The sequence below is a fragment of the Kytococcus sedentarius genome (assembly GCF_041937525.1).
GTDB classification, from domain to species: Bacteria; Actinomycetota; Actinomycetes; order Actinomycetales; family Dermatophilaceae; genus Kytococcus; species Kytococcus sedentarius_A.
Genome location: NZ_CP169391.1, coordinates 2,389,148 through 2,410,913, shown reverse-complemented (window position 1 = coordinate 2,410,913; position 21,766 = coordinate 2,389,148). Strand labels below are relative to the sequence as shown.

19 protein-coding genes and 1 riboswitch are annotated in these 21,766 nt (G+C 72.6%); of the genes, 8 read left to right on the top strand and 11 right to left on the bottom strand.

Features of this window, described 5'->3' with window-relative positions; translation table 11 throughout:
* Window positions 1-11: 11 nt before the first annotated feature.
* Entirely contained in the window at window positions 12-1,187 is a 1,176-nt protein-coding gene (locus tag ACEY2A_RS11325; RefSeq protein ID WP_374928683.1) for an MFS transporter, read from the top strand.
* Between the two features lie 105 nt (window positions 1,188-1,292).
* Here the strand turns inward: ACEY2A_RS11325 and ACEY2A_RS11320 are convergent, their stop codons facing one another.
* From ACEY2A_RS11320 to ACEY2A_RS11310, 3 genes are all read right to left on the bottom strand, one after another.
* Entirely contained in the window at window positions 1,293-2,525 is a 1,233-nt protein-coding gene (locus tag ACEY2A_RS11320; RefSeq protein WP_374928682.1) for an MFS transporter, read from the bottom strand.
* A 100-nt stretch (window positions 2,526-2,625) separates the two neighbouring features.
* Window positions 2,626-5,496: an MMPL family transporter gene (locus tag ACEY2A_RS11315; protein WP_374928681.1), complete on the bottom strand. Its 2,871-nt coding sequence runs from the start codon at window positions 5,494-5,496 to the stop codon at window positions 2,626-2,628.
* The gene (locus tag ACEY2A_RS11310) at window positions 5,496-6,146 is read right to left on the bottom strand and encodes a TetR/AcrR family transcriptional regulator (protein ID WP_374928680.1); all 651 of its coding nucleotides are present in this window, start codon (window positions 6,144-6,146) and stop codon (window positions 5,496-5,498) included. Before ACEY2A_RS11310 ends, ACEY2A_RS11315 begins: the two co-directional genes overlap by 1 nt.
* A gap of 169 nt (window positions 6,147-6,315) precedes the next feature.
* Here ACEY2A_RS11310 and ACEY2A_RS11305 point away from each other — a divergent pair, with 169 nt between their 5' ends.
* Window positions 6,316-7,779 (top strand): basic amino acid/polyamine antiporter, encoded by a 1,464-nt coding sequence (locus tag ACEY2A_RS11305; RefSeq protein WP_374928679.1) that lies wholly within the window; start codon window positions 6,316-6,318, stop codon window positions 7,777-7,779.
* 8 nt (window positions 7,780-7,787) lie between these two features.
* Here ACEY2A_RS11305 and ACEY2A_RS11300 read toward each other — a convergent pair whose 3' ends face one another.
* Genes ACEY2A_RS11300 through ACEY2A_RS11285 form a run of 4 tightly spaced genes read right to left on the bottom strand, consistent with a single transcriptional unit; the run spans window position 7,788 to window position 12,256 of the window.
* A complete protein-coding gene (locus ACEY2A_RS11300; protein WP_374928678.1) occupies window positions 7,788-8,507 on the bottom strand; it encodes a GAF and ANTAR domain-containing protein in 720 nt (239 codons plus the stop codon).
* 11 nt (window positions 8,508-8,518) lie between these two features.
* Window positions 8,519-9,352, bottom strand: coding sequence for an ABC transporter ATP-binding protein (locus ACEY2A_RS11295; protein WP_374928677.1), 834 nt, complete (start codon window positions 9,350-9,352; stop codon window positions 8,519-8,521).
* Entirely contained in the window at window positions 9,349-11,004 is a 1,656-nt protein-coding gene (locus ACEY2A_RS11290) for an ABC transporter permease (RefSeq protein ID WP_374928676.1), read from the bottom strand. Before ACEY2A_RS11290 ends, ACEY2A_RS11295 begins: the two co-directional genes overlap by 4 nt.
* Before the next feature lie 40 nt (window positions 11,005-11,044).
* Window positions 11,045-12,256: a thiamine ABC transporter substrate binding subunit gene (locus ACEY2A_RS11285; protein WP_374928675.1), complete on the bottom strand. Its 1,212-nt coding sequence runs from the start codon at window positions 12,254-12,256 to the stop codon at window positions 11,045-11,047.
* Window positions 12,257-12,259: 3 nt separating this feature from the next.
* Window positions 12,260-12,365: riboswitch (TPP riboswitch) on the bottom strand.
* 185 nt (window positions 12,366-12,550) lie between these two features.
* On the opposite strand from ACEY2A_RS11285, the gene ACEY2A_RS11280 reads away from it, so the two are divergent.
* Entirely contained in the window at window positions 12,551-12,913 is a 363-nt protein-coding gene (locus ACEY2A_RS11280) for a DUF4235 domain-containing protein (protein ID WP_374928674.1), read from the top strand.
* Window positions 12,914-12,987: 74 nt separating this feature from the next.
* Here ACEY2A_RS11280 and ACEY2A_RS11275 read toward each other — a convergent pair whose 3' ends face one another.
* A complete protein-coding gene (locus ACEY2A_RS11275) occupies window positions 12,988-13,860 on the bottom strand; it encodes an alpha/beta hydrolase (RefSeq protein WP_374928673.1) in 873 nt (290 codons plus the stop codon).
* Window positions 13,861-13,991: 131 nt separating this feature from the next.
* Here ACEY2A_RS11275 and ACEY2A_RS11270 point away from each other — a divergent pair, with 131 nt between their 5' ends.
* From ACEY2A_RS11270 to ACEY2A_RS11250, 5 genes are all read left to right on the top strand, one after another.
* Window positions 13,992-14,336 (top strand): PadR family transcriptional regulator, encoded by a 345-nt coding sequence (locus ACEY2A_RS11270; protein ID WP_374928672.1) that lies wholly within the window; start codon window positions 13,992-13,994, stop codon window positions 14,334-14,336.
* Entirely contained in the window at window positions 14,333-15,058 is a 726-nt protein-coding gene (locus ACEY2A_RS11265; protein WP_374928671.1) for a hypothetical protein, read from the top strand. The genes ACEY2A_RS11270 and ACEY2A_RS11265 overlap by 4 nt, the downstream gene beginning before the upstream one ends.
* 76 nt (window positions 15,059-15,134) lie before the next feature.
* Window positions 15,135-16,277, top strand: a complete 1,143-nt coding sequence (pdhA, locus tag ACEY2A_RS11260) for a pyruvate dehydrogenase (acetyl-transferring) E1 component subunit alpha (protein ID WP_374928670.1) — start codon at window positions 15,135-15,137, stop codon at window positions 16,275-16,277.
* Complete coding sequence (locus ACEY2A_RS11255) at window positions 16,274-17,326, top strand: alpha-ketoacid dehydrogenase subunit beta (RefSeq protein ID WP_374928669.1); 1,053 nt, start codon at window positions 16,274-16,276, stop codon at window positions 17,324-17,326. The genes pdhA and ACEY2A_RS11255 overlap by 4 nt, the downstream gene beginning before the upstream one ends.
* Window positions 17,323-18,921, top strand: coding sequence for a dihydrolipoamide acetyltransferase family protein (locus ACEY2A_RS11250; RefSeq protein ID WP_374928668.1), 1,599 nt, complete (start codon window positions 17,323-17,325; stop codon window positions 18,919-18,921). Before ACEY2A_RS11255 ends, ACEY2A_RS11250 begins: the two co-directional genes overlap by 4 nt.
* 199 nt (window positions 18,922-19,120) lie before the next feature.
* Here ACEY2A_RS11250 and ACEY2A_RS11245 read toward each other — a convergent pair whose 3' ends face one another.
* The 3 genes from ACEY2A_RS11245 to ACEY2A_RS11235 all read right to left on the bottom strand — a co-directional run bounded on the left by ACEY2A_RS11245 (window position 19,121) and on the right by ACEY2A_RS11235 (window position 21,614).
* The gene (locus tag ACEY2A_RS11245) at window positions 19,121-19,342 is read right to left on the bottom strand and encodes a hypothetical protein (RefSeq protein ID WP_374928667.1); all 222 of its coding nucleotides are present in this window, start codon (window positions 19,340-19,342) and stop codon (window positions 19,121-19,123) included.
* 140 nt (window positions 19,343-19,482) lie between these two features.
* Window positions 19,483-20,211, bottom strand: coding sequence for a response regulator (locus ACEY2A_RS11240; RefSeq protein ID WP_374928666.1), 729 nt, complete (start codon window positions 20,209-20,211; stop codon window positions 19,483-19,485).
* Complete coding sequence (locus tag ACEY2A_RS11235) at window positions 20,208-21,614, bottom strand: sensor histidine kinase (protein ID WP_374928665.1); 1,407 nt, start codon at window positions 21,612-21,614, stop codon at window positions 20,208-20,210. Before ACEY2A_RS11235 ends, ACEY2A_RS11240 begins: the two co-directional genes overlap by 4 nt.
* Window positions 21,615-21,766: the final 152 nt, after the last annotated feature.

Genomic DNA, 21,766 nt, shown 5'->3' with positions numbered 1-21,766 from the left:
GAATCGTCCTCATGCTGCGTCCCGTCCTCACCTCCGCCCCGCAGGTCGCGGCGCTGTTCACCATCAACGGGTTCATGATCGGCATCTGGGGAGGCCTGCTGGCGAGCCTGCGTGACCGCATCGGCATCCACGAGGGCGACGTCTCCCTGCTGCTGGTGACGGTGGGCTTCTCCGCCGCGGTCACCATGCAGGTCTCCGGCCGTCTGGCCGACCGCATCGGCGCCCGCCGCCCCACCATCGTGGGCGCGGTGGTGATGATGGTCGCCTTCGCCGTCCTCGCCGCCGCCACCTCGTGGCCGATGGTGCTGGTGGCCGCCTGCCTGCTGGGCCTGGGCAACGGCGCCATGGACGTGTCCATGAACGCGTTGGCGGTGAGCGCCGAGCGCGTGGCCCGCCGTCGGATCATGAGCACCCTCCACGCCTTCTTCTCGATGGGGTCACTCGCCGGCGCCAGTGCCGTCCTGGCCGCGAACGCGGTCACCTCCGGCCCCGGCGGGACGGTGGTGGTGGCGACGCTCGGGGCGATCGTCCTGGTGGCGGGTCTCCTGGTGAGCGTGAGCCCTCGCACCCCGGACACACCGATCGTGTCCCACCATGACGAGGCAGGGGGCCGCACACGGCTGCCCGCGATCACCTGGCTGTTGGCTGCGATGGCGGTGCTGTTCGGCATCACCGAGGGCACCGGGTGGGACTGGTCGACCATTCACGTCACCGACGTCGCCGGTGTCTCCCCCGGGCTGGGTGCCGCCGGGCTGGCCGTGTTCTCCGCCGCGATGGTGGCGCTGCGACTCAGCGGCGACCTGCTGGTGGAGCGCCTCGGTGCCCGCCCGGTCCTCGTGGGCGGTGCGCTGCTGGCGGCGGTGGGATACCTGGTGGCCGCCACCCAGGAGTCCTTCGCCGTCGTGCTGGCCGCGTGGGCGCTGGTCGGTGTGGGCGTGGCCGTCCTGGCGCCGATGATCTACGGCATGGCAGGCCACCTCGGGGGTGGGCGGATGCTCGCGGTGGTGGCCGGCGCGGGGTACCTGACCTTCCTGGCAGGGCCTGCGCTGATCGGCTGGGCGAGCACCCACTGGGGCATGGGGCGGGCCATGTTCGTGCCGCTGACGACGGCCGCGATGGTGGCGGTCCTGGCCGCGATGCTTCCCCGCCGGGCCCAGGAGGCCGCGGTGGCCGAGGCCGGGGAGTGAGAACGGAAGGGTGAACGACGCGCGCGGGCGCAGCTGGCCTGCGGCCGGCAGCTGGGCTGCGACTGGCAGCAGGGCCGCGACTGGCAGCAGGGCCGCGACTGCGCGCTAGGTCGCCTGCGGCGAGGTCCCTTCCTGCTCGACGACCACGCGGGCGGTCTCGCGGCGGCCGATCCAGACCAGCACCGAGGCAGCCATGATCACGCCGGTGGCAGCGAACGCGAAGCCGTAGCCGAACTGCTCGGCGAGCATGCCCACGACGATCGGCCCGAGGATGGCCCCGACGTCCTGCGACATCTGGAAACCGGCGAGCACCGTCCCGGCCGAGCGCTCGTTGCCCACCACGTCGGCCACCGCAGCCTGCTGGGCCGGGTTCAGCATGCCCGCCCCCATGCCGGCCACCGCCATCACACCGAGGTACACCCACACGTCGGTGATGAACCCGGAGAAGGCCGTGAACACACCACACACCACCAGCCCACCGATGATGAGGGGACGCCGCCCGATGCGGTCGCTCAACCGGCCACTGTGGTTCAGCACCAACACGTTGCCCACGGCGAACGCAGCCAGCGCGAAGCCGGCCATCTGCGGCCCGGACTGCAACACCTCCACGACGAACAGCGGCACCAGCGCCACCCGCACCCCGAAGTTCGCCCACCCGTTCGCGAACCCGCTGGTCAGACAGGCCTTGTAGACGGGGTCCGCCCAGGCCTCACGCACCAACATCCGGGGCGGTCCGGTTCCCTTGCGGGCGGCGTGCCCCACATCGCGCGGGATGCCGATGGCCACCGCCCCGGCGGCGATCAGCAGGGCGACCCCGTAGATCAGGAAGGGCGCCCGCAGGCCCAGCCCGGCCAGCAGCCCGCCGAGGACGGGGCCGAACACGTTGCCCAGCAGGAAGGCCGACCCGTACGCGGCGGACACGCGGCCCCGCTTGGTGGGCGGCGCCATCCGGACCAGCAGCGCCACGGCCGAGACGGTGAACATGGTGGAGCCGATGCCGCCCAGCGAGCGGAAGATCAGCAGCATCCAGTAGTTGGTGGCGAACGCGGCGGCTCCCGTGGACAGCGCGACGATCACCAGCCCGGTGAGGTACACGGGCCGCTCGCCCAGGGCCTCGGAGAGCCGCCCCCCGACCGGGGCGAAGAACAGCCGGAAGGCCGCGAAGGTGGAGATGATCGCCGCAGCGGCCGTGGGCCCCACCCCGAAGCTGCGGGCGAACTGCGGCAGGGCCGGGGCCACGATGCCGAATCCCACCGCCACGACGAAGGCGGCGCCGATGAGGATCCAGATCTCCCGGGGAAAACCCGTTGCCTCGTCAGTCGCCGCCGTCGTCGTCATCAGGGGTCAGCCTAAGCCTGTCCCCGGGTCCGCGCCCCACCGGTGGGTGAATTGTCACCGGCCGATGGGGCAGACCCTCACCAGCCCACGCGCGCCACCCTCACCGCGCCGTCGCCGGGGCCGGCTCGGCCGGGGTGTGGTGGCCCTCGGCGTCGACCCCGTGGGCCTTCTGAAGCTTGGCACCCTCGACGTCCAGGTCCGGCAGGATCCGGTCCAGCCAGCGCGGGATCCACCAAGCCTTCTCACCGAGTAGGTGGAGCACCGCGGGGGTGAAGGTCATGCGCACCACGAACGCGTCCACCAGCACACCGAGCGCCAAGGCCAGGCCGACCGGGCGGATCATCGTCAGCTCCGCGTGGATGAAGCCCGCGAAGACCGAGACCATGATCAGCGCCGCGGCCGTCACCACGGAGGCACCGGAACCGAAGCCGCGCTGCACCGCCTTGCGGGCGGACGCGCCGTGCGCCCAGGCCTCGCGCATGCCACTGACCAGGAACATCTGGTAGTCCATGGCCAGACCGAAGAGCACGCCGATCACCAGGGTGGGCAGGAAGCTGAGGATGGCGCCCGGCTCGTTCACGCCGAACAGCGACCCGAGCCAACCCCACTGGTACACGGCGACCACGGCACCGAAGGACGCACCGACGCTCAGCAGGAAGCCGGCCGTGGCCACCAGCGGCACCACGATGCTGCGGAAGACCAGCACCAGCAGCAGCAGGGAGAGCCCCACGACCACCGCGAGGTACAGCGGCAGCGTGCTGGCCAGCGCCTCGGAGATGTCGATGTTGGCCACCGTCAGGCCGGTGAAGCCGAGCTCGACGTCCTGTGCCGACTTGATGCCGGGAGCCAGGTCCCGCAGGCGGTGCACCAGGTCGATGGTCGCCTCGTCACCCGGGGCGGTGCTCGGGGTGATCTGGAAGGCGAGCATGGAGCGGTCCTCGCTCATGCCCGCAGGCACCACGTACTCCACGCCCTCGGTGGCGTGCAGCTCCTGCGCGATGGCGATCTGCCGGTCGGCCGCCTCGCCCTCCGAGAGCCCCTCGGGCGCCTCGGCCATCGCCACCAGCGGCCCGTTGACTCCCTCACCGAAGTGGGTGCGGATGGTGTCGAAGGTCTGGTAGCCCTGAGAGTCCGCAGGTGCGGTGGAGCCGTCGGGCATGCCCAGACGCATGTCCGTCAACGGCCAGGCGAGGGCACCCAAGCCCAGGACGACGGCCAGCACGGTGAGCCACGGGACGCGGGTGACCAGCCGGGCCCAGAACGGGTGGTCCTCGTCGGCGGCCTCGTGCTGCACGGAGGTGCCGTCCCCCGGTTCGGAGGAGGTCCCGGCGTGCTGCGCGGTGGCCGGCGGGTTGAAGAAGGACGTGGCCCCGCCCCGCGGACGGCTGCCGGCCCGGAGCTCCTGCTCCCGCTCGTTCGCCAGCGCACGCCCCTGCGTGCCCCCCTGCTCCAGCGCACGGGCCCGCTTCGCCCGGCCGCCCTTGCCCAGCACGCGGTCACCCAGGAGCGACAGCAGCGCCGGCGAGAGGGTCCAGGCCACGAGCACCGCGATGAGCACGGTGGCCGCGGCCACCAGACCCATCGTCCCCAGGAAGGGGATGCCGGTCAGCGTCAGCGCCGCCAGGGCGATGAACACCGTGGCGCCGGCGACGCCGACGGCGTTGCCCGCCGTGCCGATCGCCAGACCGATGGACTCGTGCTTGTCCATGCCCGTCACCATCTGGGTCCGGTGGCGGTGGACGATGAACAGCGTGTAGTCGATGCCGACCGCCAGGCCGAGCATGATGGCAAGCACCGGGGTGATGTCCTGCATGGAGATGAAGGGGGTGAGGGACAGCGCCCCGGCGACACCGACCGCGACGCCCAGCAGCGCGTTCACCAGCGGCAACCCCGCAGCGGTCAACGAGCGAAGCATCACCAGCAGCACGATGGCGGCCACCACCACGCCGATGATCTCGCCCGGGCCCATGATCGAGCTCGTGTCCTGCGACATCTCCTCGGAGAAGGTGGTCGTGATGCCCTGGTCCGACAGCCCCTCGGCCTTGGCCATGACGGCCTCGCGGTCCTCGATCGCGACGTTGTGCATCTCGTCGGCGAAGCGGATCTGCGTGTAGGCAACGCCCCCGCCCTCGGCGACGAAGCGCATGCCGTCGGTCAGCTCCTGCTGGGCCTGGCCGCGCTCCAGATCGGCCTCGCCGGAGGTCAACTCCTTCTGGGAGTCCGCGAGCTTCTTCTCGTTGGTGGCGATCTCCTGCTCACCGGCCTCGAGCTTCTCCCGCTCGCTCGACAGGCGCTTGGTCCCGGCCTCGAGCTCGGCCTCGGCCTGCTCCAGCTGCTGCTGGCCACGCTGCAACCCGGCCTCGGCCTGCTGCACCCGGGGGTGGTCGGGGCCCAGCTGGGCCCGCAACTGCTCCACCTGCTCGCGCTGCTGCTTCAGCTCGGTCCGACCGGACTGCAGCTCCTGCTTGCCGGCGTCGAGCTCCTTCTGGGCCTGCTCAAGCTGCTCTCGCCCCTGCGCGAGCTCCTTCTTGCCGGACTCGAGCTCCTCGCGGCCGTTCTCCAGCTGGGTGCGCCCCGACTCGAGTTCCTCGCGCGCCTGCTCCAGCTCCTTCGGCGCGTCGTCGATCTCCTTCTGCAGCGCGAACGGGCTCTCCGCGGCGGTCACGCCCTCAGCCGTGGCAAAGTCCTTGACGACCTCGTTGATCGCGGTCCGCTGGTCGGCGGTGAACTCCCCGGACTCGCTCTCGAAGACGACCGTGCCCACGCCGCCTGCCGCATCGGGCACGCCCTCCTTGAGCTGGTCCATGACCTCCTGGAACTCTGTGCCGGGGATGGTGAACTCGGTGCTCAGCGGCTTGGAGAAGGTGGCGGCGGCGCCTCCGAGTGAGGCCACCACCAACAACCAGGCGATGATGACCGGCCACACGTGGCGCGAGGCCCAGTGGCCGAGGGCATAAAGACGTTCGGCCATCAGGGCCGTCCTTCCGTCGTGGTGTCAGGGGAATCAGGTGTGTCTGCACTGCCGTACCCGGAGCGCAGGTCGTCCAGGGCGCGCTGCGCGATCTCGATGAAGGTGCGGCGCGACTCCTCGTCGGCCGCCCCGCCGGTGCGCTCCATCCACGCCTCGGCGGCGGTCTCGATGGCGCCCAGGCCGCTGCGGGCCAGTCCCGCCAGGAAGAGCCGGTCGGGCTCCACCCCGACCCTGCGGGAACGCGCTTCCAGGAGCGCGAGGGCGCCCCCCACGGAGTCGGTGACGATCGCCGTCTCCGCCCGCCGCAGGGCCGGACTGTGGACCGCTGCCCGCCGGATGCTGGCGATGCGGTCGAACACCGTGGCGTCGAAGACGGTCGGCAGGGCCCGGCGCAGCACGTCGAGCGGGGGGACGGACGCCTCGGAGCGCTCGATCTCCGCGACAAGCGTGTCCATGCTGGCGTGGGCCGGCACGAGGAGCGTCTCCTCAACCGTGCCGAAGTAGTTGAACAGGGTTCGGCGGGAGACACCGGCTCGCTCGGCCACGGACTCCGCGGTGAGCTGCTCGATGCCGCGTTCCTCCAGCACCCCGAACGCAGCGTCCACGAGGGAGGCCCGGGTGCGGTCCTTGTGGGCCTCACGCAGTGACATGCCCCCAGCGTAGAGCTAATCCTGCACAGCGTGCAAGTTTGCGCGGTGTGCAGGAATAGTGACCTCGGTCACCCCCCCCCCCCCCGGACCCGTCGCACGGTTCGGTGCCACCGCACCCGGCACGCCGACGGCACCTGGGAGCACATGTGGGCCCGTGCACAATGTCCCCATGTCGAACACCCTTGCCGAGACGACCGACCGCCCCGCCCCCCACGACGGGCACGGCCGCAAGCACCTCCTCGGCGTCCCCCAGCTCACCGCCCTGGTGGTGGGTTCCATGGTGGGAGCAGGCATCTTCGCCCTCCCCATGAACATGGCCCAGGCCGCTGCGCCGGGCCCGCTCCTCATCGGCTGGGGGATCACCGGCGTCGGCATGCTCGCCCTCGCGCTGACCTTCACGCTGCTGGCGCGCCTCGCCCCCAACCCCGACGGCGGCGTCTACGGCTACGCCCGCGACGGGTTCGGCCGCTTCCTCGGCTTCTCCTCCGCGTGGGGCTACTGGATCAGCGCCTGGCTGGGCAACCTGAGCTATCTGGTGGTCATCTTCTCCACCCTCGGCCTGTGGTTCCCGATCTTCGGCGAGGGCACCACGTGGGTCTCCATCGTCTGCGCCAGCGTGCTGCTCTGGGCGTACACGTGGATGCTGATGCGCGGCGTCCGTGAGGCCGCGAGCCTCAACCTGATCGTCACGCTGGCCAAGATGGTGCCGATCGTCGCCTTCGTGGTGCTCACCGCCATCGCCTTCGAGTACGGCGTGTTCACCGCCGACTTCTGGGGCCGCCAGACCACCGGCGCCCCCGTCATGGAGCAGGTCCGCGGCATGATGCTGGTGACCGTCTGGGTGTTCCTCGGCATCGAGGGCGCGACGGTCTACTCCGAGCGCGCGAAGGACCGCGCCTCCATCGGGCGGGCCACCGTCATCGGCTTCGTCGGCGTGCTGGCCCTGCTGGTGTCGGTCAACCTGCTGAGTGCCGGCATCATGAGCCAGGCCGAGCTGGCCGAGCTCCAGGACCCGTCCATGGCCGGGGTGCTGCGCGAGGCCGTCGGGCCGTGGGGCGCGGTCCTCATCAGCGTGGGCATGATCGTCTCGGTCGCCGGCGCGCTGCTGGCCTGGATGCTGCTGTGCGCGGAGATCCTGTCGGTCACTGCCCGCGACGGCTCGATGCCGAAGGTTCTGGCCACCGAGAACCGGCACGGCACCCCCACCTGGTCGGTGCTGCTCACCAGCATCGTGCTGCAGCTGGCCCTCGTCTACGCCGCATTCGCGGGCTCGAGCTACTACGACATCATCCTCATGGCCGGCTCCATGATCCTGCTGCCCTACCTGCTGAGCGCCGGCTACGGCGTCGTGCTGGCCGTGCGCAACCGCTCGCTGGGCAAGGCCGGCATCGGCAGCATCGTGCTGACGCTGGTGGCCACCGTCTACGGCCTGTGGCTGATCTACGCCGGCGGGCTGGGCTACCTGCTGATGACCGCCCTGTTCTACGCCCCGGGCATCCTGGTCTACCTGTGGGCACAGCGGGAGCGCGGCGAGCACGCCATGAAGCCGTGGGAGTGGCTCGTCTGGGCCGTCATGGCCGCAGGGTTCGTGGCTGCCGTGGTCGGCTTCGCGAACGGCTCGCTGAGCCTCTGACCCGCCGCTCAGGTGGTGGTGGGCCCCTCCACGACGGACCGGGCCACCTCCACCAGGCGCACGTTCGTGTTCCGCGAGCGGTCGCGCAGCACCCCGAAGGCCGCCTCGTCGTCGATCCCCAACCGGCTCATCAGGATGCCCTTGGCCTGTCCGATGAGGTCGCGGCTGTCCACTGCCGCGGTCAGCTGGTCCCGCAGCTGGGTGGCGCCGAGCGCCAGCGAGGCGTGGACGGCCAGCAGGCCCGCCACACGCTCCGCGTCCTCGTCGAAGGCGTGCGCCGTGGGTGAGAAGAAGTTCAGGGCCCCGATGCCGGCCCGCCCCAGCTGGGGGTGCGTCTCGTCGGCCTCGAAGGTCTGCAGCTGGATGGCCATCATGGAGCCCACCCCGTGCTCGGCGGCCCACGCGCTGAACCGGGGCCACTCTCGGTCGGTCGCGGTGTCCTGCAGGTGGGTCACCTCTGCCTCACGCACGGCGGAGGCGCACGGCCCCTCGCGGTGCTCCTCCTGGTAGCGGTCCACCTGGAGGCACTCCGGGGAGGTGGCCGCGACGGTCTCGATGCGCCCACCGGTCAGCAGGAGCGAGACGGAGGCCGCATCGGCGTCGGGGACGTACCCGCGGGCCTCCTCGCAGATCGCCTGGGCGACGCCCTCGAGGGTGTCCGGCGTCGCGAAGGCGGAGGCGCTGCGGGCCAGGCGCACCGCCAGGTCGTCACTGTCGCTGTGGGGCATGCCGACCATGGTCACCCCTCTCCGCCTTCCGCGCCACCCCAACGGATCTCGGCCCCCGACCCGCCGAGCACCTCACCCGGGGGACCCACCTGTTCGATGCGGCCACTCGCCATGCGCGCCACCGCATCGGCCAGGCGGGCCTCCTCGTGGTCGTGGGTCACGAGCATGGCGGTGGTGCGGGTCTCGTCGATGATGCGACGCAGGTCGGCGCCCAGCTGGGTCCGCAGGTCGCGGTCCAGCGCGCTGAGCGGCTCGTCCAGCAGCAGCAGGTGTGGCTCGGCGGCCAGCCCCCGGGCCAGCGCGATGCGCTGCCGCTGCCCGCCGGAGAGGGTGCGCGGGTCGCGTCGTCCGATGCCGGGCAGCCCCACCATCTCCAGCAGCTCGGCAGTCCGCTGCCGGCGGCGGGCCCGCGCGACGCCACGCAGACGCAGGGCGTAGGCCACGTTCTGCTCCACGGTCAGGTGGTCGAAGAGCTGCCCGTCCTGGAAGACCAGGGCGAAGCCGCGCCGATGGGGTGGCACGTCGGTGACGTCACGGTCACCGAAGCGGACCCGACCCGCGGTGAGCGTCTCCAGCCCGGCCACCGCCCGCAGCAGGGTGCTCTTGCCGCAGCCCGAGGGGCCGAGCACCGCGGTGAGGGTGCCGGCCGGGACCACCAGGTCCACCGCATCGAGGGCGCGCAGGGTGCCGCGGCGCACCGGGAAGTCGACCGTGGCGCCGTGCACCTCCAGGCCGGCGGCGCCCGGGTCAGCGCCGGCGGAACCGGCGGCGGAACCGGCGGTCGTGCCACCAGGCGCGGCCGTGGCGCCGGACGGGGTTGTCGCGTTCTCGGGGTGTGGGGTCACCAGCTGCCTCCGGTCGTGGGTGCCAGGCGGTCGACCACGGCCATGACGGCCACGGTCACCGCGGCGAGCAGGGCGCTCGCGGCCAGGGCCATGCCAAAGCTCTCGGCGCCCGGGCGGCCGATGAGCTCGGCGATGACCACCGGCACGGTGGGGGTCTCGGGGCGCGCCAGGAAGCTCGTGGCGCCGAACTCGCCCAGCGAGACGGCCAGCGCGAAACCTGCGGCCGCAGCCGCCGGCCGCGCGGCCAGCCGGGCGTCGATGGTGAGGAACTGTCGCCACGGGGGCGCTCCCAGGGAGGCGGCGGCCTGTCGCTGCCGGTCGTCCACCCCGCCGAGCACCGGCACCAGGGTGCGCACCACCAGCGGGGTGGCCACCAGCGCCTGCGCCAGCGGCACCAGCAGCGGCGAGCCGCGCAGGTCCAATGGCGGGGAGTCCAGGGCGATGAGGAAGCCGAAGCCCACCGTCACGGCCGAGACCCCCAACGGCAGCATGAACAGCAGGTCCAGCACGCGCACGGAGCGCTCGGCACCGGCCGTGCGGCCGGGACGGGTCAGGGCGATGGCGATCAGCAGCCCCAGCACCAGGGCCACCACGGTGGCGTCCACCGCCGTGCGCCAGGACTGCTCCAGGGCCTCCACGACCGTCACCTGCAGGGCCACGTCGGCCGCCGCCTCCGGGGACCCCAGGGCCCGGTAGTTGCGCAGCGACCAGCGGGGACCGTCCACCCCGGGCACCTGCAGCGAGCGCACCACCAGCGCCACCACCGGGGCGGTGATGAACGCCAGCACCCCCACCGCCACCACGACGGCCGGCGCGTCCCCGCGCCGCACCCGCCGTGGACGCGCCGGCGCCCCGGTCGCGCGCGCCCGCCCCCGCAGCCGGCCGGCCACCCAGACCAGCACCCCCACCACCAGCACCTGCAGCACCGAGAGCACCGCCGCGGCCCGCAGGTCCAGGTACTGGGTGGTCAGCAGGTAGATCTCGGTCTCGATGGTGCGGTGCCGCAGCCCTCCGAGCGTGAGCACCACCCCGAAGGCGGTGCTGCAGAACAGGAAGACCACCACCCCGGCACTGGTGATGGCGGGCAGCAGGCGCGGGAGGGTGATGTCGCGCAGCACCTGCCAGGGGGCGGCCCCCAGGGACGCCGCGGCCTCCTCGGGTCGTCGGTCCAGGCCGGCCCACACTCCCCCGACGGTGCGCACCACCACGGCCAGGTTGAAGAAGACGAAGGCCGCACCGATGGCCCACGGGGTGCCGTCCCAGCCCAGGAAGCCCAGCGGCCCACCGGGCGCCAGGAGGCTGCGGAACATCACACCCACCACCACGGTGGGCAGTACGAAGGGCATCACCACCCACGAACGGGCGAGTCCCCGCATCGGGAAGGTCAGCCGGTAGAGCACGAAGGCGGTGGGCACCCCCAGCAGGAGGGTCACGGCCGTGCCGGCCAGGGCCATGCCGACCGTGAAGCCCAGCACGCGCAGGGTGCGGCCGCGTCCCAGGACCTCGGGCAGGGCCGAGAGGTCGGGCGAGCCACCGGGGAAGAGGCCGCGCCCCACCATCGAGCCAACCGGCCAGGCGAAGAAGAGGGCGAAGAAGACCAGCGGCACCAGCGCCCAGGCCAGCGGCACCCAGGCACCGCCGCGCTGCCTCACGAGACGTCCCCGATGAGGGGGAGCGGCCGGCCCACGCGGCTCACTGACCCGCGGCCTCGCTCCAGCGCAGCAGCCAGTCCTCGCGGTTCTCCTGGATGCGGGCCGCGTCCACCTCGATGGGCTCCTCGGCCGGCGGCGCCCACTGCTCCCAGGCCTCCGGCAGCTCCACGTCCTGGCGCACCGGGTAGACGTACATGGCGTCCGGCAGACCGGTCTGGAACTCCTCACCCAGCAGGAACTCCACCACCTTGGCGGCGGCCTCCGGCTCCTTGGCGCCCTCGAGCACCCCGGCGTACTCCACCTGGCGGAAGCAGGTGTCCAGCAGCGCCGAGGTGGTGGGCTCGTCGCCACCCTCGGGCACGGTGAACGGCGGGGAGGATGCGTAGCTCAGCACGATGGGCCGGTCGCCGTTGCCACCGCCGGCGGTGAAGTCCACGGTGTAGGCGTCCTCCCACCCGGCGGTGACCTTCACGTCGTTGGCCACCAGGTCCTTCCAGTACTGCTCCCAGCCGTCCTCGCCCTTCTCGCCGATGGTGGCCAGCAGGAAGGCCAGGCCGGGGCTGGAGGTGGAGGCGCCCGGCGTCACGAACAGACCCTTGTACTCGGGCTTCGTGAGGTCGTCCAGGGAGGTCGGCGGGTTGATGCCCTCCTTCTCGAACCAGGTGTCGTCGATGTTCACGCACACGTCGCCGGCGTCGACCGGCGCCAGGCGCGCTCCCCCATCGGCCTCCATGGCGTGGTCGGCCACCCCCTCGGGGAGGTCGAGGCCGTGCTCGGCCACGACCCCCTCGTCGAGCGCGCGCCCACCGAAGGTGTTGTCGATGCCGAAGACGGCGTCACCCAGGGGGTTGTCAGCGGTGAGCACCAGCTTGTTGGTGAGGCTCCCCGCATCGCCGGACTTCAGGACCTTCACCTCGATGCCGGTGCGCTCGGTGAAGGCCTCCAGCGCACCCTCCGGCGGGTTGAACGAGTCGTGCGTGACGAGGCTGACGGTGCGGCCCGAGAGGTCCTTGTCATCTGCGCTGCCGCTGGACTGGCTGGGCGCACCCGAACCCGAGGCGTCGGCGGAGCCCCCACCCCCACCGGTGGTCTCGCCCCCGTCGGCGGTCTCCTCGGAGGAGCCCCCGCTCTCGTCCTGCTGCGCGCCACCGCCCAGGGAGCACCCGCCCAGGGCGAGGCTTGCGGTGACGGCGACGGTGATGGCCAGCGGCCGGGTGGTCTGCGGCCGGGTGGTCTGCGCTGCACGGCGCATGGGCTTCTCCCTCGATCGACTTCCTCCGCCGGCGGTCCCGGCCAGGTTCCAAGGGTCTGCGGTCACTCCGCACTCTCAACGCCTCGTTGGCGCTCCCCTGTCGTGGCCCCCGAACATACCCGGTCGGTCGGGTGGGGGCGCCGGCGGTGGGGCGTCGCGGCGTGGGGTGGCCGGGTCCGGCGCGGAGTCCACGGGGCAGACCCCCGGGTCTCGTGACAGACTTCTGAGCGAGTTGACCAACCGCACGCCGCGTGAACACTCGCGCAGGCGGCCAGCAGGCGAAGGAGTAGTTGCATGAACCTCGCGTACAAGGCGCTCGCGACCGTGCTGCCGATCGTGGCCAGTGTCGTGGCCAGCAAGGTGTCGGACGGCACGTGGAAGCTGACCACCGGCCGCTCGGCCCAGAACCCGGACGACCCGGAGGTGGGTATCAAGGAGGCCGCCGCCTTCGCGCTGCTGTCCGGCGCCGTGGTGGGCGTGGCCAAGATGCTGGCCAACCGCCAGGCGTCGCACGTGTACATGAAGCAGCAGGGCAAGCTGCCCCCGGAGCTGACCAAGCGCCTGGGCCTCACCGACCAGCAGTCTGCGGAGAAGGCCCAGGCCAAGCTGCAGGCCGAGGCCGAGAAGAAGGCGGCCAAGAAGGCCAAGAAGCGCTGAGACCTCCCCGCCCCGGCACAGCACGGCGCCCCGTCCACCCGATGCGGTGGGCGGGGCGCCGCGCGTCAGGAGCCTCAGGTCCCGCGCAGGAAGGCGGCCACCCGCGCGATGTACCCGGGCCGGTCGGCGAAGTAGGCGCCGCAGTGGTCCACGCCCTCGACGATGCGCAGTTCCGAGCCCTCCCCCGCGGAGGCAGCCAGCCGGTGGGCGTGCTCCACCGGGATCACGCTGTCCTGGTCGCCGTGGAGCAGCAACAGGGGCCGGGGGGCGATGTCGGCCACCACCTCCACCGGCTGCACCTCGGCGAACCGGTAGCCGTAGCGCAGGCGGGTCGCGCGGTCGACGAGCTGCACCATCGGCACCGGCGGCAGGCGCAGCCCGCGGGCCGCCGCGGCCACCACGCCGTGCATGTCGGCGAAGGACGAGTCGGCCACCACCCGTCGCACCCGGGGGTCCCGGGCGGCCACCTGGAGGGCGACCGCTGCCCCCATCGAGAACCCGACGAGATCGATCTGCGCGTCGGGGCGTCGCGCGGCCACGTGGTCGAGTGCGGCCTCCAGGTCGCGCTGCTCGTAGTGGGCCAGGGACTGCGGCCCGTCGGCGGACTCGCCGTTGCCGCGGAAGTCGAAGAGCAGCACCGACCAACCCTCGCGCCACAGCCCGGGGCCGATGCCGAGCATGTCCGCCTTGCTCCCCCGGTGGCCGTGGCAGACCACCGCCACCCGCTCCGATGCGGGGTGGTCCAGCCACCATCCGGCCAGCCGGGTGCCGTCCGAGGCGGTGAGGGCCACGTCCTGTGCGGGGACCTGCACCTCGAAGGGGGTGAACGCGTAGTCCAGCGGCGGGCGCTGTGGGCCGCTGATCTGCCGGGCGCCGGCGAGCGCGCCCAGCGCCAGCCCGGTCGCAGCGGCGCCGGCCAGGGCGATGAGCGAGGTGCGGCGTGGCATGCGCACAGGGTAGGTGCGGAGCCGTGCGCGGACGCGCGCCGCCCTCGGACCGTCGCGCACCCGGGCGCCCCGGGACCACTGGGCAGACAGCCTGACTAGACAGACAGACTAGTCAGGCGTACTGTCTAGCCATGACCAACCAACCATGGCCCAGCGAGTGGATGCGAGGCGTGCTCTCCCTGGCCGTCCTGCGCGTGCTCGCCGAGGGGCCCACGTACGGCTACGCCATCGCGGCGACCCTCGAGGAACAGGGGCTGGGCGCCGTCAAGGGCGGCACCCTCTACCCGCTCCTGAGCCGCCTGGAGGCAGCCGGTCACGTGACCATCGAGTGGCGCGCCGGCCAGGGCGGGCCGGGGCGCAAGTACTTCGCCCTGACCGATGCCGGCCACGACCACCTCGTGCACGAGGCCGCCCAGTGGCGGGCCTTCGCCGAGACCACCACCCACTTCATCGACCCGAGAGGGACCGCATCATGAACACGCCCGCACCCACTGACCGCACCACCCGGGACTGGCTCGACGAGCTGATCGTCGAGCTGCGCCTGCGCAACGTCCGCGGCGACGCCATCGGGGACGCCGTCACCTCGGTGGAGTCGCACCTCGCCGAGTCGGGGGAGACCGCGCCGGAGGCCTTCGGCTACCCCCGCGAGTACGCGGCCTCGCTGGAGTTCGCACCGAGCCAGTTCACGGACCACACCCCGGCCGCCTGGGCCCGCACCCTTGCGCCGGTGGTCACCGGACTCATCGGCCTGACGCTGGCCACAGACGCGGTGCCCGGCCTGCGTGACGGCCACGCCCTGGAGCTCAGCTGGGGCCGCCTGGCCATGCTGGTCCTGCTCACCCTCGTGCTGGTGGTGGTGGCCCGCGCCATCGGCCCCCTGCTGCGCCACCCGGTGCTCGGCGCCGTCGCGCTGGGCACGCTCGTGCTCGCACTGGGCCTGCTCCCCACCCTGTGGGACGCCACGGCCCTGAGTGTGTCCGCCGTCGCCGCCCTGGTCGTGGGCATCGGCTTCCTCGCCGCCTCGGTGGTCACCGCCTATCGGCAGCGCACCCAGCCCGCCGACCCGGTCACCGACCCCCTCACGGGCACCGACCGCTCCGACAAGGCAGACCCCCTCGGCCTGGCGAGCGGCCTGGGGCCGTGGGTGTTCGTGCTGGCCACGGCGGGCCTGGGCGCCGTCGCCTGGATCTGGGGCTGATCCCCGACCGTTCGGCAGCAGACGTGACGTGGGCCATACTGACCGGTGGCCCACGTCACGTCGTCATGGAGGACCCATGCCCAGCCCGCAGGACCTGCTGCCGAGCGCAGAGCCGGTGCAGTTCATCGGCCCCGGTGGTGAGCTCACCGCATCGGACCACCCCCGGGGGTACACGCTTCCCGAGCCCGAGCGGCTCCTGGCCCTCCACCGCGGCATGGTGCTGGGGCGCCGCTTCGACAAGCAGGCCACGGCCCTCACCAAGCAGGGGCGTCTCGCGGTCTACCCCAGCAGCTACGGCCAGGACGCGTGCCAGGTGGCCACCGTCCAGGCGCTGCGCGAGGACGACTGGTTCTTCCCCACCTACCGCGACTCGATGGCGCTGGTGACCCGCGGCATCGACCCGGTGGAGGTGCTCACGCTGCTCAAGGGCGACTGGCACGCCGGCTACGACGTGGCCGCCACCCGCACCGCCCCGCAGTGCACCCCGCTGGCCACCCAGCTCATCCACGCCGCCGGCGCCGGGGCGGGCGCCGCCCGCAACGGGTCCGATGCGGCAGTGCTCGCCTTCATCGGCGACGGCGCCACCTCCGAGGGGGACTTCCACGAGGGGCTGAACTTCGCCGCCGTGTTCAACGCACCGGTGGTGTTCGTGGTGCAGAACAACACGTACGCCATCTCCGTACCGCTCTCCAAGCAGACCAAGGCGCCCTCGCTGGCCTACAAGGGCATCGGCTACGGCATCCCCTCGGAGCAGGTGGACGGCAACGACGCCGCCGCCGTGGCCGCAGTGATGGACAGCGCCCTGGCCCGCGCCCGCAGCGGCGGGGGGCCCACCCTCATCGAGCTGCACACCTACCGCCTGGAAGCGCACACCAACGCCGACGACGCGACCCGCTACCGCGAGTCCGACGAGGTGGACGGATGGCTGGCCAAGGACCCGATCGTGCGCCTGGAGCAGTACCTGGTGGCCACCGGCGCCCTGGACGAGGCCCGCATCGAGGAGATCGCCGCCGAGGCCGAGGAGATGGCCGCCGAGCTGCGCGCCCGCATGAACGCCGACGTGGAGCACGACCCGCTGGACCTGTTCGCGCACGTCTTCGCCACCCCCACCGCCCAGCTCACCGAGCAGCGCGCCCAGGTGGAGGCCGAGCTGGCCGCCGCGCGCGCCGATGCAGCCGATGCCGCCGCCGCCACGACTGCCCAGGAGGCCACCCGATGACCGTGACCATGGCCCAGGCGCTCAACCAGGCCCTGCGCGACGCGATGACCGCCGACGAGAAGGTGCTGGTGTTCGGCGAGGACGTCGGCACCCTGGGCGGCGTCTTCCGCATCACCGACGGGCTCACCCGCGACTTCGGCGAGGACCGCTGCTTCGACACCCCGCTGGCCGAGGCCGGCATCATGGGCTTCGCCATCGGCCTGGCCATGGAGGGCTTCCGCCCCGTGGTGGAGATGCAGTTCGACGCGTTCGGCTACCCGGCCTTCGAGCAGGTCGTCAGCCACGTCGCCAAGATGCGCAACCGCACCCGCGGGTCGGTCTCCCTGCCGATGGTGATCCGCGTGCCCTACGCCGGCGGGATTGGCGGCGTGGAGCACCACTGCGACTCCTCCGAGGGCTACTACGCCCACACGCCCGGCCTGAAGGTCGTGGCCCCGGCCACCCCTGCGGACGCGTACTCGCTGCTGCGCGAGGCGATCTCCGATGACGACCCGGTGGTCTTCATGGAGCCCAAGGTCTCCTACTGGGCCAAGGAGGAGGTGGAGCTGCCGGTCCAGCGCGAGGCGTTCGGGACCTCCGCGGTCCGCCGCTCCGGCAACGACGTCACGCTGGTGACCTACGGCCCGCAGCTCAAGACCTGTCTGCAGGCCGCCGAGGCCGCCGCCGAGCTGGGCTACGACGTGGAGGTCGTGGACCTGCGCACCATCGTCCCCTTCGACGATGCGGGGGTGGTCGAGTCCGTGCGCCGCACCGGCCGCTGCGTGGTCGTCTCCGAGGCGCAGGGCTTCGCCGGGGTGGCCGCCGAGGTGGCCGCCCGGGTGCAGGAGCGCTGCTTCCACTCGCTCGCGGCCCCGGTACTGCGCGTCACCGGCTTCGACATCCCCTTCCCCCCGCCGAAGCTCGAGCACACCCAGCTGCCCAGCGTGGACCGGGTGCTCGACGCCATCGAGCGACTGCAGTGGGACGACGAGCCCGACCTGACCCACGCGACGGGCGCCGCGACCGGCGGGGCCGGCTCCCCCGCATCGACCACGGGAGGTGCCCGATGAGCGCGGGCGAGCAGGTGTTCATGCTGCCGGACCTGGGTGAGGGGCTCACCGAGGCCGAGGTGGTCGAGTGGCTCGTGGCCGAGGGCGACGAGGTGGCCATCGACCAGAACGTGGTGACCGTGGAGACCGCCAAGGCCACCGTGGAGGTGCCGATCCCGTTCGCGGGCGTCGTCTCCGCGCTGCACGGCCGGGTGGGGGACGTGATGGAGGTCGGCCGGCCGTTGATCTCCGTGGGTGGCGCGGGTGCTGGGGCCGGTGGTGCCGGGGCGTCCGAGGGCGCGGGCACCGCGGACCCGGGGCACTCCGCATCGGACCCCCGCGCGGGGCACGAGCAGTACCGCCGCGAGGAGCGGGCGGGTGCCGAGGTGCCGCAGGACGGTGGAGAGACCACGGACGAGGGGTCCGGTGCGGTGCTGATCGGCTTCGGGACCGGGCACGGTGGTGGTTCCCGCCGCCGGCGCGCCCCCCGCGGTGCGGCCCCGTCTGCCGCCTCAGCGCCCCCCGCCACCCCCTCCCCCTCATCAATGTCGTCACCTGATGCTCCCGAGTCGTCGCGACACGCCGGGGAATCCGCCGGGACGGGCACATCAGGTGCCCGAATTGCCGGAGGGGTCGCGCCGAAGGTGATCTCCCCCCTGGTGCGGCGGCTGGCGAGCGAGCACGGGGTCGACCTGGCGACGCTCACCCCATCGCAGGCCGATGGGGTGATCCGCCGCGCGGACGTCGACGCGGCCATCGCGTCGCCCACCTCGTCGTCCACCCCTGCGGCAATGTCGTCACCTGACGCTCCCGAGTCGTCGCGACACGCCGCGGAATCCGCCCAGACGGGCACATCAGGTGCCCGAATTGCTGGAGGGGCCGGCGGGGCCGGTGGCGCGGTCGCGGGGCAGCTGTCCGACGAGCGCATCCCGCTCACCGGGCTGATGCGCATGATGTCCGAGCGCCTCACCACCTCACGCACCGAGATCCCCGACGCCACCACCTGGGTGGATGCCGACGCCACGCAGCTGCTCCGCACCAAGGACGCGGTGAAGGCCGCCCGCCCCGAGGCGGGGATCGGCGTCCTGCCGCTGATGGCCCGCATCGTCGTGGCCGGGCTGCACCGCCACCCGGCGCTGAACGCCAGCATCGAGATGCAGGACGGCACCGCGGTGGCCATCCAGCGCCACGCGCGCATCAACCTGGGATTCGCCGCCCAGTCGCCGCGCGGGCTGGTGGTGCCGGTGGTCCACGACGCGCAGGACATGTCCACCACCGAGCTCGCCGCGGCCCTGCGCGAGCTCACCGGCCTCGCCCGTGAGGGGCGCCTCACGCCGGCGCAGCTCACCGGCGGCACGTTCACGCTGAACAACTACGGCGTGTTCGGGGTGGACGGCTCCACGCCGATCATCAACCACCCCGAGGCCGCGATGCTGGGCGTCGGCCGCATCATCGACCGCCCGTGGGCCGTCGGCGGGAAGGTGAAGGTCCGCAAGGTCACCCAGCTGGGTTTCACCTTCGACCACCGCGTCTGCGACGGCGGGACGGCCGGCGGCTTCCTGCGCTTCGTCGCGGACTGTGTGGAGAACCCGGCGGTGCTGCTCAGCGAGCTGTGACCGCCTCCCGGGCATGACAAGGGCCTTCCACGCAACCCCTCACAGCGCGCGGAAGGCCCTTGTCGTTCCCTCACTCCTGCATCAGGTTAGGCGGCGCGAACCGTCGCGTTCGTCCGCCTTCGGCAGGGCGGTCCGGCTGCCATCGGCCTGTCACTCCACCCGTGGGATGAGGACGGCGGGCACCGGACGGTGGCTCCGCTCAGCGCACCTCGCGGCGGGCCCGGTCGTCACCACCACGGCCACCGAACGCGTTGCGCAGCGCCTGGCGGCCGGGGATGAGGATGATCAGACCCAGCACCAGGGACACCCAGCGGGCGATGTCCGGGTCCATGTTGAACCACTCGATGAGGGCGAAGCGCAGGCCGGTGAAGACGAGCACTGCCAGGACGATGCTGACGATCCAGGACATGACGGACTGCATGGGGGTCACTCTCGTTCGGGGGTGTGGTCGGACCGCGTCGCGGCCTCGGACGCCCACGGTACCTGCGCGCACCGGTGCGGACCTCACGCGAACGGGCGGCCCCTGCTGGGACCGCCCGCTGCCCGATGGGGTGACGCGCCTCAGGCGCGGGAGGCGCCGCTGGGGCGCTGCCCGCCGGCGGCACCGGCGATGCCGGCCTCGTAGGCGGTGATGACCAGCTGCACCCGGTCGCGGCAGCCCAGCTTGAACAGCAGGCGCCCGATGTGCGTCTTGATGGTGGCCTCGGCCACGAACAGCTCCTTGGCGATCTCGGTGTTGCTCAGGCCCGCGGCCACGGCCTCGAACACCTCGTACTCACGCTCGGTGAGCACCTCACGCAGGTACTCCTGCTGCTCGGCCGGGCTGGCGACGTCCGCGACCTCCGGGGTCAGGGTGGGCACGAAGCGCTCCAACAGGCGCTTGGTGGTGGACGGCGCGACCACGGCGTCGCCGGAGGCCACGGCGCGGATGGCGGCCAGCAGCTCCTCCGGCCCGGCGTCCTTGAGCAGGAAACCCGACGCACCGGCCTCCAGGGCGGCGTAGGCGTACTCGTCCATGTCGAAGGTGGTCAGCACGACCACCTTCGGCTCGGCCCCGCCCGGGTGCTTGTCGCGGCCCAGCAGCACGCGGGTGGCCTCGATGCCGTCCAGGCGGGGCATGCGGATGTCCATGAGCACCACGTCGGCGGCGATGGTCTTGAGCTGGTCCACGGCCGACTGTCCGTCGGGGGCCTCCCCCACCACGCTCATGTCGGGCTGGGCGTCCAGCACCATGCGGAAGCCGGCGCGCACGAGCGACTGGTCGTCGACCAGGAAGATGCGAGAGGTCATGGGATCTCCAACGGTTGGTGGGTGGCTGCGGGGCCGCCGGGTCCGCGCGGCGGGGGCGGCCCGGGGGTCGTGGGCTCAGTCTGCCTGCTGCGTCGTCGCCGTGGGTCACCCGCCGCCAGCGGGAACCGTGCCCGCACCAGGAACCCGCCACCGCTGCGCATGCCGGTGAGCAGCTCGCCGTCCAGGGCGGCCACGCGCTCGTGCATGCCGAGGATGCCGTGTCCCCCGGCGGCCTGGCGGGTGGTGGGGCCGGCGCCGTCGTCGGCGACGCTCACCGTCAGGTGCCCGCCCTCCACGCGCACCCGGATGCGCAGCACCGTGATGGGGCCGGCGTGCTTGATGACGTTGGTGGTGGCCTCCTGCACCACGCGGTACGCCGCGGCGGAGAGGCTGGGGTTCACCTGCACCTGCGGCACGCCCTCCTCGTGGGACAGCCCCATCGCCTCGGCCAGGCCGGGGTCGAGGATGGCCTGCACCGGCAGGTGGGAGTCCTCCAGGCGCGAGAGCAGGGCCGGCAGGTCGCCCAGCCCCTGCCCGGGGGTGTACTCGGCACCCTTGCCCGGGTCCCGCAGGACGCCCACCAGGCGGCGGGTCTCCCCCAGCGCCTCGCGGGCGGTGGTGGCGATCTGCTCCAGGGCCTCCTGGGCCCCCTTCAGCGCACCCTCCTGGGCGCGCTGCAGGTCCTCCCCCTCCAGCCCGTGGCCGGCGGCGGTGGTGCCCGCCTGCGCGGCGTAGCGCCCCCCATCGGCCTGCACGATGACCACCGACAGGGAGTGGGCGATGATGTCGTGCATCTCGCGCGCGATGGCGGCACGCTCCGAGCGCACGGCGATCTGCGCGCGTTGCTCGCGGTCCCGGGCCAGTGCGGTCTTCTGGGCGCTCTCACGGGCCAGCACGCCACGCCGGTGGCGCACGAGGTCTCCGAGCACCCAGGGCACCAGCAGGCCGGTGCTGTAGATGAAGACCATGGCTGCCGCCGCCGCGACGGTGGGGGCGAAGTCGATGGCGGCCAGCAGCGAGGCGGCCAGCAACAGCCCCAGCGCGGCGAACCGCGTCCGGCGCCGCCCGTTGGCCGCAGCCTGGTAGACGGCCAGCGGAATCAGGAAGTTCCCGGCCACCACGATGTCGGTGAAGATCACCTGGGCCACACCCAGCACCGTCAGGGCCCCCAGCATGAGCGGAAGGCTCGCGGTGCGCAGCACGTAGGCCAGCACGTACGCGGCCGACCAGAGCAGCGCCCACCACGGCAGCGTCCACGCGGTGGCGAGGGTGAACAGGGTGACGATGACGATCGCCAGCACCGCGTCCCCCATCAGCGGGTGACGACGCGCAGCGTCCGTGAGCGTGTAGGCCCACCTGAGGAGCTCCAGGTCCTCCGCGCGGGCACGGGTCGATTCAGCCATCACGCCCGAGGGTAGGTTCGCCCGGCGGCCGGGGGCATCCGCCCGCGGTCGGGGTCGGGGAGCCAGCGGGAGGCGCGCGGCACCCCCGGGAGGGGTCACAGGAGGCTCACGAGGAGGGCCGGGCCCCGGGCGGGGTCAGGCGGATCCCCTAT